This window comes from Flagellimonas oceanensis (assembly GCF_003992595.1).
GTDB lineage: Bacteria > Bacteroidota > Bacteroidia > Flavobacteriales > Flavobacteriaceae > Flagellimonas > Flagellimonas oceanensis.
Genome location: NZ_RZNA01000004.1, coordinates 160180 through 173095, shown reverse-complemented (window position 1 = coordinate 173095; position 12916 = coordinate 160180). Strand labels below are relative to the sequence as shown.

Annotated in this window: 11 protein-coding genes; 3 read left to right on the top strand and 8 right to left on the bottom strand. The window is 38.1% G+C overall.

Going from position 1 to position 12916, the window contains the following annotated elements; genetic code table 11:
- The first annotated feature begins 49 nt into the window (after positions 1-49).
- Positions 50-325, top strand: coding sequence for a transposase (locus EO132_RS02410; RefSeq protein WP_072882405.1), 276 nt, complete (start codon positions 50-52; stop codon positions 323-325).
- A gap of 23 nt (positions 326-348) precedes the next feature.
- Positions 349-1167, top strand: coding sequence for an IS3 family transposase (locus tag EO132_RS02405; RefSeq protein ID WP_127136440.1), 819 nt, complete (start codon positions 349-351; stop codon positions 1165-1167).
- Positions 1168-1173: 6 nt separating this feature from the next.
- On the opposite strand, the gene EO132_RS02400 is transcribed toward EO132_RS02405, so the two are convergent.
- Genes EO132_RS02400 through EO132_RS02375 form a run of 6 tightly spaced genes read right to left on the bottom strand, consistent with a single transcriptional unit; the run spans position 1174 to position 9944 of the window.
- A complete protein-coding gene (locus EO132_RS02400; protein ID WP_127136439.1) occupies positions 1174-2421 on the bottom strand; it encodes a hypothetical protein in 1248 nt (415 codons plus the stop codon).
- A gap of 52 nt (positions 2422-2473) precedes the next feature.
- Positions 2474-3751, bottom strand: a complete 1278-nt coding sequence (locus tag EO132_RS02395) for a restriction endonuclease subunit S (protein ID WP_205780301.1) — start codon at positions 3749-3751, stop codon at positions 2474-2476.
- The gene (locus EO132_RS02390; protein WP_205780300.1) at positions 3744-5369 is read right to left on the bottom strand and encodes an HsdM family class I SAM-dependent methyltransferase; all 1626 of its coding nucleotides are present in this window, start codon (positions 5367-5369) and stop codon (positions 3744-3746) included. The genes EO132_RS02395 and EO132_RS02390 overlap by 8 nt, the downstream gene beginning before the upstream one ends.
- Entirely contained in the window at positions 5369-8434 is a 3066-nt protein-coding gene (locus EO132_RS02385) for a type I restriction endonuclease subunit R (protein ID WP_127136436.1), read from the bottom strand. The genes EO132_RS02390 and EO132_RS02385 overlap by 1 nt, the downstream gene beginning before the upstream one ends.
- Positions 8431-9222, bottom strand: coding sequence for a nucleotidyl transferase AbiEii/AbiGii toxin family protein (locus tag EO132_RS02380; RefSeq protein WP_127136435.1), 792 nt, complete (start codon positions 9220-9222; stop codon positions 8431-8433). Before EO132_RS02380 ends, EO132_RS02385 begins: the two co-directional genes overlap by 4 nt.
- Entirely contained in the window at positions 9219-9944 is a 726-nt protein-coding gene (locus EO132_RS02375) for a type IV toxin-antitoxin system AbiEi family antitoxin domain-containing protein (RefSeq protein ID WP_313781218.1), read from the bottom strand. The genes EO132_RS02380 and EO132_RS02375 overlap by 4 nt, the downstream gene beginning before the upstream one ends.
- Before the next feature lie 139 nt (positions 9945-10083).
- On the opposite strand from EO132_RS02375, the gene EO132_RS02370 reads away from it, so the two are divergent.
- On the top strand, positions 10084-11175 hold the full coding sequence (locus EO132_RS02370; RefSeq protein ID WP_127136433.1) for a hypothetical protein: 1092 nt from the start codon (positions 10084-10086) through the stop codon (positions 11173-11175).
- On the opposite strand, the gene EO132_RS02365 is transcribed toward EO132_RS02370, so the two are convergent.
- A complete protein-coding gene (locus EO132_RS02365) occupies positions 11167-12378 on the bottom strand; it encodes a site-specific integrase (RefSeq protein ID WP_164732262.1) in 1212 nt (403 codons plus the stop codon). The genes EO132_RS02370 and EO132_RS02365 overlap by 9 nt on opposite strands.
- 85 nt (positions 12379-12463) lie before the next feature.
- On the bottom strand, positions 12464-12733 hold the full coding sequence (locus tag EO132_RS02360; protein ID WP_127136431.1) for a hypothetical protein: 270 nt from the start codon (positions 12731-12733) through the stop codon (positions 12464-12466).
- Between the last annotated feature and the right edge of the window lie 183 nt (positions 12734-12916).

Here is a 12916-nt window from a genome sequence, read left to right as displayed (position 1 = left end):
GATACCCCAAAAATTAGGGCAGTAAGTTTAATCATTAAATTTACTGAATATGACACGAAGAAAGTTTACCCCGAAGTTCAAGACCAAGGTGGTATTGGAAGCCTTGAAAGAGCGGCATAGCCTTGCCGAACTTGCCCAGAAGTACGAGATACACCCGACCCAGATCAGCGCATGGAAGCGCGATTTCCTCGATGGGGCCGAGCAGGTGTTCGAATCGGGCAAGAAGGATGCCCGCAGCGAGACCGAAAGGGAGAAGGACAAACTTCTAAAGGCCATAGGCCAGTTGAAGGTCGAGAACGATTTTTTAAAGGACGCCTTGCGCTGAGACCACTCTCCGAACGCAGAAAAATGATACGCAAGGGTCATTCCAAGATGAGCATTGTAAAACAATGCGAAACATTGTCGGTCCATCGTTCCGGGCTGTACTATAAGCCCAGGGGCGAGACCGAACTGAACCTGAAGCTCATGCGGGAGATGGACGAACATTATCTCCACCACCCTTTCAAAGGGGCCAAGCGGATGCACATCTGGCTGACCAAAGACAAAGGCTATAAAGTGAGCAGGAACCGGATCGAACGGCTCTATTACAAGGTAATGGGGCTTAGGGCGGTACTTCCGGGAAAGCACACCTCCCGAAGGTGCAAGGACCACAAAACGTATCCCTACCTGCTACGCAACCTGACAGTTGACAGGCCCAATCAGGTATGGGCAACCGACATCACCTATATCCCCATGCAACAGGGATATCTCTACCTGGTGGCCATCATCGACCTGCACAGCCGCTATGTCCTGAACTGGAGCGTGTCCAATTCCATGGATGCCCAATGGTGCAGGGAAACATTGGAAGAGGCCATAGGTGAGCACGGGACACCTGAGATCCTCAATACGGACCAGGGGAGCCAGTTCACCGCCGAGGAGTTCGCCAATTATGTTTTGGGCCAGGGAATACGCCTGAGCATGGACGGTAAGGGAAGGGCCACGGACAATGCCTTTATCGAAAGGCTATGGAGGAATGTAAAATACGAGAAGATATACCTGAACCCTCCAAGGGACGGTATGGACCTTTATCTGTTATTGGCAGAGTACTTTGATTATTACAACCATGAAAGAAGACACCAGTCCATCGACTATGAAAGACCTATCGATCTATTTAAGAGAGCGGCTTGAATTATATTAGTTTTGTAGAGAAACTGTCCTAAAGATCGGGGTATCTACAGGGTATCTACAGTAATTACTTTTCGCTTCTATAAGAAGTACTTTATTTTTATGTCTAAAATAAAAGTCTGCATACTCAACATGACCCTTGCCATTGATATTAAATGTCAGAAAGCCCTGATTTAAATAAGTTGACCTCTTGTTTTCTGAAGAGATATTCTTAAAAATTAAGTCAATGAATGGTTCGAAAAATTTATTTCCTATAAAATCCCCCCAATCTTTTCTATTACAAATTGCTTTTGGTTTTAAATAATCAAACCAGAAATCATTAATAAATAATGAATAAACCTTTTCTAAAAAAAGTATAGAATCCATCACTATAAACGAGTGAATACCATTTTTCACTCCACCGTCATAAACAGGGCTCTTCTTTAACTCTAGAAAGTCAAGTACTTTTAAATCCGTATGAATTGGTAATGGAATACCGTTTCTTTTGGACATTTCGGCCAACACTTTGATTGCCTTAGTATACCCAACTTTAACTTTCAAATAAGTAATTTTTAGATTATCGTCATTACTGCCGAAGAATTGTCCAATGATGTATTTGAAGAATTCAGAAATATCATCTATACCAAAAGTGGTATCCAAATAATCTTTAAAATGTTTAGAAAAGAATCTATCATTATTCAATTTATCCATCAAAAACCATCCAATATAGAAACGATTAAATGGATGTGGAACAAAATAGTATTGGTTGTGTGGTAATTCTTTAAACATGAAATAGTCGAAGAAACGATTACCTAAAATTTTATGGTCATTTTCAGAATAAGAAGTATCAAAATATAGTACCCTTTCATTACATATCAGTAAATATTTAAATAAGTCGATGCGTTGTTTTGGTGTATAGCTAGGGGGTGCAGTTGTTGTGAAACCAGTATTCGCCAATATTTCTTGATAAGCATATAAACAGGTTACCCTTGTAAATAGGATTTGACTATCTGGTAATTCTAATAATTGCTTAATGAATGGAGTGGCAATACCCCTATTTATAGGATTGCCCAAGTCTAAAAGAATAGCACGCAAAGATTCTATTTGTGTCTTTCGTGAGTTGTCAAAACTAGTATTAAATATTGGCTTTAATCTGGTATTAATTGCAGCAATTGAGGCAATTAACTCATCTTTTGGGATTGATTTGATAAGGTTTACGGGGTTTATGGGGATTGGCCCGCTAAAAAAGTCTGAATATTTAATTGGAATACCGATCATTTGAACCTTATGAAATTTATATAAATATTTTTCTCTTCATGATCCAATATAATTATTCTTTCGACTCGCCAACCTTTACCTGCCCATTCATCAACATTGGCAATAACCAATCACGGAGTTCTGACAATTTTTGGTTTTCTATTGAATTAACTTTAATTTTTTGATGAAAAGAATCGACTATTGATTTAAAATGATTAATCGCATCTTTACTAGGTAGAACAACTTTTAAACTAAATAAATCATCTTTGGTAATTGAACCAAAAGTTGTTCCCACAGAATTCCTGTAGTCAAAAACTTGTTTGAAATAAGTCATTTGACTCCATAAGTAAGAATTGGATCCACTTTTTTCATTGATAGCCGCTAATCCTCTACCAATACAACATTCACACAATGCTTGATTAAGTGTACCGACGGGAGCTCTAACTGATAGTAGTATTGAATCTTCCGGCGCTATCCGAGATGGGTGAGTTGTGTATTGGCGTATGGATGGAAATCTAATACCAAAATCTGTAGAGCCTTGAAAAAAGACTATTCCATTTTGATTTTCGTTGTAGGTATTTCCAGGAGGAGATTGCCCCATTATAATATTTGCTACATCTGAGAGCGTACCATCATCCCACCCTTCAGGAATCTCCCGTTTCAACTGCTTGTTATAGACCATTTTGCCCCCGGAGGACTTATAGGGCCTGCCGCTGGCATCGGGCTTGCCCTGATCGAAGTCGAATGGAAAGTCGAACTGTACAAACCAATAATCGAAAAGCAGTTTGGCCATGGCCTCAAGCTCTGCATTGATTTGGTTGTTGATCTCTATTTTTGAATCAATTTGTGATAAAGTTTTAACAATTCCATCTTGGTACGACTTAGCTGGAATCTTAAATTTAAGTCTAGTTAAGTAATCAATATTAATATTGTCTTGGATACTTCCACTTGCTGAACTTTGAATAGCCTTTCTAATGTATGTGAAAACATAGTGCATAAACAACTCTGAACTTTCTTTTGGGTTGGCAATAAAACCAACAACACTATCTGGGAAGCACATGGGATACCCTAATAAGGCAGTCTCAGCAATATTTGCGGCTATCGTTATACAGAGAGTATTTTTTGGCCACAACTTGCTTTGTTTCAGTCCAAAACTGTTATAAGTGGCGTTATGAGATGTTATGTAAAGGTTGGCATCTTTTATTTCTCCTGTTTGAACTAGAGGAAAATGACCGTTTTCAAAAAGTGATTTGTCATTTCTGGGACGATGACGAGATTTACCACGTTGGAAAGATCCCAAATCTGAAAGAATTTTAGTTTCCCAATGAGCATTATACTTTGACTCATTCATTATCATACTTCAAATTCTTTAGGTTATGTTGTATTTGCATTTCCAGAAGTTCACTTTCGGAAAACAGGTTAGCGAGCTGTTTTGAAGAGGTTCTCACTTTTTCTTCGAATTCACCAGGAGTTATGTCAACGTATTTAATTCTAATTTCAAAATACTGACTTGCACTAAAACTATAGTTTTTAGTAGTGATTTCATCATATTCAACCACTACGGAAAAATCATCCACCTCTGTTTTATTGATAAAGGTGTTTATAATACGGTCTTCCTCTTCAGTATTTAAAACCGTTTTTTGGTTTTTGCCTTCTTTTACCGTTTTACCCAAATTGCTGGCATCAATAAACACCACTTTTCCATCATTATTTTTGTCCATAAAAACAATGGAAACATTTGTGCCTGTAGTGGCAAAAATGTTACTAGGCATGCTTACCGCTCCGGCCAACATTTTATGATCAACTAAGTATTGACGTATTTTTTTATCAATACCACTTTGCGCCGTTAAGAACCCTGTAGGTACAACTATCGCTGCTTTTCCCTTTTCGGTCAAAGAATATGCGATGTGCTGTAAAAACAGCGAGTAAATCGCCATTTTATCTTTGGCTTTTTTAGGTATGTTGGGAATTCCCGCAAAAAAGCGATCTTTATTTATTTTCTTCTGCAACTCCTCTACATCGTCACTAAAGTCCAGCTTAAAAGGAGGGTTGCTTACGATGTAGTCGAACTTGCGTAAAGCTCCGTGCTCTTTATGATACGGAGTTGTCATGGTATTACCTTGGATAACATTCTCAATACTGTGCACCAAATTGTTCAACACGAGGTTTAATCGTAGCAGTGTAGAGGATTTTTGCGAAATGTCCTGAGAATATACTGTGCATTTATCTGGTCCTATGGCGTGGGCCAAATTCATGAGCAAGGTACCCGATCCCGCACTTGGATCATATACGGTCACATTCTTAACAGGTTCCGAAACTAAAATAGCAGCCATTATCTTGGCCACGGCATGCGGAGTATAGTATTCAGCGTACTTACCCCCAGCGTCATTGTTATAATCTTTTACCAGATACTCAAAAATGGTGGAGAAGAAATCAAACCCTTCGGTCATGATATTCTCAAAACTAAAATCCACTAACTTATTCAACAATGCCTTTGCAAAGGCATCCCGTTTGGTAGGATCCGAAATAAATTCAGTGACCCTATCAAACAATCGAATCTTGGCACCCCCATCGGTATTTACCGCAAATAAATCATTGTTTTTGGTAGCAATGTCCAAAAGTGTGTCATCGAACAGCTTGCCAAATTCTGGTTCGTTCTGCCTATCAAACAAGTATTCAATTACATGGTGTGGATAGAGAAAGGCCGTATTACTTTCCAAGTCAAACTGTAATAGTTTGTATTCTCCTTCATCAATCTCGCTCAATGCCAATTGCCATTTCTCACTTTTAGTTAAATTTGGACGTACTTTTTTTAACTCATATGAAAATTTATCGTTCAGGTATTTGTACAAAAACACTTGGGTGATGATCTTAAACTCGTTACCATCATTCCCTAAACCATAACTGGCACAAACAGCCTTTAGGTTGTCTATTAGTTTTTTAGTCTGTGTTGTATTCTCTACAGTCATTATGCCGGTCTGTTATAATACTCGTTCATATATTCATTTACAATGATGTCACTAATAAAAATTACGGTGTCATAATCCAAAGTGGTGGTCAAACTTTGGTTGAATGATTTCATTACATAGCGTGCCACTTCCCGTTTAAAATATGCTTCATTGTCCAAGGTGTTGTTGCGTTGTAGTATGCTCATATCAGCTTGTTCCTTAATTTTTTGTAAGGCCTGGATTATAGCCGTCCTAATTTTTGAAGGTTTTCCTGCTTCCAATAATCGTTTCTGAACCCGGGCATACTTGGAATCACCTTCGTATTTAGCACGCAGCAACTCATTTTTTCGGTTCAGTTCCTTCACTTTTTCATGAATGGTCTTCAGTGAATGCATATTCCGCTGCATTTCCTCCTGAGTGACTTCACTAAGGTTTTTATTTTCAAAAAGCCTTTTTAATTCATCATATAGGCTGATCCATTTAGGGTCTTTAGTATCAAAATTACTGGCCAGGCCCTCACGCGTTTTTCTTAGAATGTCTTTTAGTCTATCGGCCAGAATCAGTTCTTCTTCCCCTACTTTTTTAAATAGAAAAACCACATCCTCTAGGGCCATATTTAATAGATTGCCCATTTCTTCGTTGTGCTCCAAGGCTTGCTTGGCATTAATCAATGCTAAATGGTCTATTGCCATGATACGCAATCGTCCCAATTGACGGAAATCCAATTTTTCCAATAGATCATATTCCCCTGTCAATCTAATGACATTGTAAAGGGAACGGGCATCTTCCAAGGCCTTCTTGATCTTTAACATGGCGCCCCTATCGCTAATTTCCGAAATTTGAGTAGAGAAAACTTCGGCATTTTTTAGTTCATAATCAGCAAGGGTTTCCTTTATTTCCGATATGCTGGCCTCAATCTCTTCTTTAGACATAAAGAGATTGGAATAGCTTTCCATCTCATCGCCCAGTACCTCTTGAAGCTCATCAAAATAGGCGCGGTTGGTCTTGTCAAATTCGGAGGAGATATCAGCAAAATCCACCACGTAACCATATCGGTAATCTTTATAGGTTCTATTTACACGGGTCAATGCCTGTAATAGATTATGACTTTTTATTACCCTTGCCAGATATAGTTTCTTTAGCCGTTTGGCGTCAAAACCCGTCAATAACATGTTATATACAAAAAGCAAGTCAATTTTTCCAGATTTAAATTGGTCCCTACGTTCGGCCAATTCATCCTTTGAGCCAGAATCATACAAAACCAGCCCTGCTTTATTAGGTTTATAGTTTACAGACCGTTCATTGCCATAGGAAGTTTTTTCTTCAGCGGCTTTTGGCAGACCATTAACCATGGAACCATATTTCTCATTAAAAATCCTGTATAATTCCCTTGCCTGTTCGCTGCTGTCACATATAACCATGCCCCCTAAACTGGCATCATTGTTACGAACCCGGAATTTTTCAAAGTCGTTGACGATGTACTCCAACATGGGTTCTACAAATGAGGGATGGGCATACACCAATTTTCTATCAGTATCTCCCTTTTTTATATCAATGGAATCAAGCGCAGCCTTTAATTTTATTTGGTATTCGGTCTCTATGTCTTCGCGTATCAGCTTTAGAGTGTAGCCGTCAGCTATGGATTTATTGTAGTAGTACTTATGAATATAATCACCGAACAAGTCTTTGGATTTTAAATCTTTCCCGATCAAAGGTGTACCTGTCAATCCAATTTTGATGGCATTGTTATCGCTCTGCTCTAAATTGGCCAAGAAACTACCTTTTGGATCATAACTACGGTGCACTTCATCCAAAAAATAAATCCGTTGAATGGAAATATCATAGTCAAGGTTCATCCGTAAATCCTTGTCGTCTTGAAACTTTTGGATATTTACCACAGAAATTTCACGAACTCCTTTGGCGTTATAAACAGCGGTGGTGGTTTTTAAATCATTTAGAAATTCCTGTTTAGAGTTTACCGTGTGTACCTTCAAACCTCTCGCCGTAAACTCATCCCGGGCCTGTGTGAGCAAATCCAATCTATCGACTATAAAATAGAACTTGGGAATAATGTTCTTGGCTTGAAAGTAATCGGTCAAAAAATGGGTGTTGTAATACGCAAGAGCCGTTTTACCACTACCTTGGGTATGCCAAATGATTCCCTTTTTTATCCCTTTATCCAGTTTTTCTTGAATGGCCTTTGTTGCAAAAAACTGCGGGTAACGCATGATATGTTTCTGAATACCGGAGTACTCGTTTACATAGGCTAAGGCATAGCGCAACATGAATTGCAGTCTTTCCCTACTCAACAAAGAAGTGAGAATTCTATTTGTTGGAGAATCCAGATTCTTGTTGGTTAAGAATTCTGGACTGTTTTTTATGGCTTGATAGTTAGTGTCCCTTAAAACGAAGTCCTCAGTTTCGGGGTCCAAAGGTTTTAAAACTTGGGAAAGATTAAAACCAATTTCTTCCCTGAAATAATTAAAGATGGGATTGGTGTATGAGGGGGAGGCGTAAAACGCGCCCTGCCAGGGCTCAATTTCATTGTCGTCATACTCCATGTTATTGGAGAAAATCATGAACTGGGTAAGGTTCACAAATTTTTTGAACTTTTTATTCTGAAACCTTCTTTTGATTCGCCTCCTCTCATCCAAAACCCCATCACGATTATTTGGCTTTTTCACTTCGATAAAAACCAATGGCATACCGTTAATTAATAAAATAACGTCCGGCCGGAATTCATCCTCACCATTTTTATAGGTAAGCTCCGTTACTACATGGAAAGAATTGTTTCCAAAATTTTCTAAATCCAAAAGTTTAGTTCCTGAACGTTGCACCAACATATTATAAAAGGCTTTGCCCAAATCATTGTTGTCAAGCGACAGGCTTACTTCCTGATATAACCTTTCAACATCTTGACTTTCAAGATGCGGGTTTATTCGTTCAATCGAAGTCTTGAAAATGTCCGTAAAAATATTGGTCTCCACATCCCAGCTAGATTCCTTAAGGGACAAATAGGTATACCCAAGTTGCGTGAGATGTAAAATCGCTGGTATCTTTACTCTAGAGTCTTCGTTGAACATCATTCTTCGGTTTTAAGTATTTCATTTTTCAACCATCTAAATGCTGCTTTTTGGTCATATTCAATTTCAGGACGCAACAAAGCTTCCATGTCCCCAGTAAAACCAGAATCATTTTCCTTAGCTTCAATATTTTGTAAAAACTCTTTTTGACTTGGTGGCTTTCCAACCGAAAAGGCCATATATTCATTGAAACATTCGATGATAGAAGCCGTTTCTAAATTTATGTGCGTCCGCGAATAATCCAAATCAAAAAGATCACGGCCTTTACTACGCTGATATAACGCCCGTAACTTTGTTCCCAAAAGTTCATTGATATTATATGTTCGTATTTTGGTGCTACCTGTAAACCAAGCATTCTCAATTTCGAATGGGAATTCTACCCAGTCAAGAACATTAAAATGCTCTCGACAATTGATTTCAATTTTAACCCGCATACGGATATTCTCGTACTCTGAGTTAAATCGATATAGAGCTTTTGCTCCATGACCTCTAACCTGAGTATTTCTTGGCTCTTCAAAAAAGTCTATGACCTGACCCAGTCTTTCCATAATAGGTTTAATGGGTCCTTCCTTAATTTGAACCAAATCAATGTCTTCTGAATACCGAGGTGCTGGATTAAGGTATAACTTGTGTAATGCCGTACCTCCTCTAAAAGCCAGGTTTTCATATAAGAAATCATCGGAGAATATGGCAACCAGCATACGACTTATAATCAAATCTTGCTCTATCTGGGCAAACGATTTCCACGGAGCATGTTCTTGCCATTCTGCTATGTAGGGCCTTGGTATCATAAATCACTTTCTAATTTTAGATTTACATCCACCTTCCAACGGTTATCCACCGAACCAGGCTTGTTCCTGTCTCCAATATTCAAAAGAACGGGATAAAAACGCCTCTCTGTTAAATGCTCGTAAAGAAGATTCATTAATTCATTTTCAGGTTCTATGTGCTCTATCAAAAAGCCCAAACGCTGTAATACACTTGTATGTGGGTACCATTGTAAGAGCAATGTCAAGTCGGATAGATTAACTTCTTCCAGAAGCTCTTCAATATTGGATAGTATCCGATTTATTCCTCCCAGCTTTGTTTGATGGTGGATAAGGTCCGCAATGGTTAATATGGGGTCTGAAACGTTAAAATATCCAGCATCGGATTTTTTCTGTATTATGTTCCCTTTAGGCCAGTTGGAAAGCGTGAAAAATTTGATATGGATGCTTCCTTTTGATATGGATAATAAAGCGGGCTTGGTGGTTGCTACATATTCTTTTTGTATTTGTTGATGTGATGCTCCATGCAATTTTGCCGCCGAAAAGCCTCCCAGATAATAATTTCTGTCAAGATATTTGAATAATTTTTCAATGTATAGTTCGATGGGTAGTTTTCCAAGGGTCGAATATCTTGGAGGGATAATCAAATAGAAGTTTTGCCTTAAGGCTAGAACCTCCTTTTTGGATGTTAAGTATGTCAACTCTTTCTTTATGGCAGAAGCTGGTTTATCGATATTGATGATCAACTCGTCCCAAGTAAATGAGTATACTTCTCTTGATTGACAGATTTTTATGTATTCAGATAAATCCAGCTTTAGTATTTTTTCGAGAAAATTACCATTTTTTGGGGATAAACTCGAATTTTAACTAAGAAATCTTTATCAAATGAAAGAAAAAACTTTTACAAGAGTAGAATTATATGGTTTGGTATGGGAGCAATCTTTGAATGATTTGTCTGAGCAACTTAAGGTAACGCAACAGCAATTGAAAGATGTTTGTCAAGAATACAATATCCCATTACCCAACCGAGGTCATTGGACAAAGGTTAGGTTCAATAAAGAAATAACCAAAACACCTCTGCCTAAAATGGAAAACAGAAATATCAAAATAAACTTGGCCTCAGATTCCAAAAAATTTAAAACGGATAACCATAAAAGAGCATATGAACTGGAGCAGCAAAGTAATTTACACTTTAAAGTACCAAAGAGGATTGTGCAATATCATCCAACAATAAGGAAGAGTAAAAAACTATTGGAGCAATTAGATGAGAGCAAAGATGTCCGATTTTGGGAGTTATCCCAAGAACATGAAATATTACCCATCCATACTGACCTCAAAATGAGGCCTAGGGCACTTAGATTTATGAATACGCTGATTTTGGCAATAGAGGCCATGAATGGAAAAATCATCTTTGAGTATAGCCGTTGTCATATACAGATGTTCGGTCAAAAAACAGAAATAAATCTTCGCCAGAAGTATCATAGAATACGGGAGAAAGATAAGTCGGGCTGGAGTAGGGAATCTTGGAAAAAAAGCGATAAGCTAGAATTTCAGGCCGGCCCATCATTCAGACAAAAAAGTTGGATAGATAGAAAAACTATCCGTTTAGAAGAATACCTTCCACAAATCGTAGCTTGGATAGAAAAAGATTGCAAGTATTGGCATGATTTACGAGCGCAACAAGCAGAGCAAAAAAGGAGGAGAGAACAAGAACTGTTAAAAGAGAAAGAACTTCTGAAGAAAATAGCAGAGGAAAAATCAAAATTGAGACAACTTATCTCAGATTCAGAGAACTGGTATAAGGCTAAACAAATAAGAGACTACCTAAGTGCCTACAAGGATAAAGTAGAACAGAATAAATCTTTGTTAAATGAAGAAATCAAAGTTTATCTAAATTGGGCAGAACAAAAAGCGGATTGGTTGGACCCTTTAGCTGAATTTAAAGACCCAATTCTAGGAAAATCAGATTTAGAGTAATACTTCTATGGCCTTGTCAACCACAGAGGTATCTAATTCCTTCAAATATGCTTGGGTTATGGCCATGTTTTGATGGCCCAATGATTCGCTAATCACATCCGTTGCAACACCTTTTTGCTTGAGACAATTGGCAAAACTGTGACGGGCCACATAACTGGTCACAGATTTTTCAATTTCGGCCAATTCTGCAATAGCCTTTAAATCCTTGTTATAGTTTTTGAGCACTTTGGTCTTGCGGTTTTCAATCTGGTTCGGGGTAAGCTCGTCATGGAGTAAAATGGGAAAGACATATTTTGTGCCCAATGAATTTTTATGATAATGATCCAGCATTTCCTGAACCGGAGGTAGGATTTTAATGGTAAAGTTTCCCTTGGTCTTGGAGCGGGTATAGTAAATGTTTCCACCTTTGATATCCTTCCATTTTAATTTCATCATATCGGCAAAGTTCATCCCTCTGGTATAGAAGCTAAAAACAAAATAGTTTTTGCTGTTCAAAAGCTCCGGATTTTCAGAAAGGTCAATATTGATTATCAGTTTTACTTCTTCAAAGGTAAGAGCCCTTTTGGCCCCCCTTCCTTTCAATCTCGATACTTTATATGCACGAAAGGGATAAAGGGATTCCTTTACGATGTTCCTTCTGATGGCATGGTTGTACAATGCCCTTATGGAGCGCATCCTAACACCAATACCGCCATCTGTGCCACCACGTGAACGCAGATAGGCCTCATATTTTTCAAGAAAGGCCGGGGTAATGTCCGTAAAAGAAAGGTCTTTGTCAAACTTTAAATATCTAAGGACGGATTTACTGGTATCGTTGTGGAAACGGGCATTGCCCATTCTGCCGGCTAGCTTCAACTCCTCCACTATTTCATCCCAAAAATCAAAAACGTTTCTTCTAACAGGATTGAAAGCCAATCTAAAATTATGTTCAAATTCCCTCAAAGAGAAATCATCTTTCTCCATTTCCAACTCTGCGATCACTTTTAATGCTCTGTCCCGAAACTTCAACAATAACCGATTGTCCTGAATAAAATTGCTGTGGTTCTTATTGAAAGAACCGGTACGTTCATCCCATTCTTTGGGAGATACATTGTAGATGGTCTTGAAGTATTTAGATCGCCTATCTTTGGTCACACGAAGGCATACCGGATAAGTTCCATCGGAAAGCTGTTTTTTTCTTAAAACCGTTCGTACATTGATCATTTTCAGCGGTATTTTGGGTACAACATAGGTACAACAAATGGTCATTTAAAGGTAGTATTGATGCATCTAAATGAAAAGAAAAAATTCATAAAATATTGATAATCAATACATAAGAAACCAAATGAAAATTTATGACAGCTAAAAAAAGCTGCTCCAAATCAAAATAAATAAAATCCTTTTGGTTAAGATAAGTTACATTGCTCTCCTCCGCTTCTTTGTACGAATCATAAGCAACGCTCTGCAGCTCCATCATTCGCTCAAAGCTTTTTTCCAAAATTTTGAAAGCTTGTTCAGGACTTTGAGAAAAAGCGAAGTGGTGGAATATTATGTAGAGCAATACAATTTTTAATTTCATGAGGGACAAATTTTCCACTCCTTTGGGAGGACAGATAGTTTATGATCATCAAATGGTGGGGAAACTTGTAAGGGAATAATCCATAAGTTACTAATTAGGATTTGATTATATGTGGTTTTGGGAATTAATTAAGAACCGACAGTGTTGCAAAAAGAGACTGATTGTTTTTAGGCCCCACTCTTT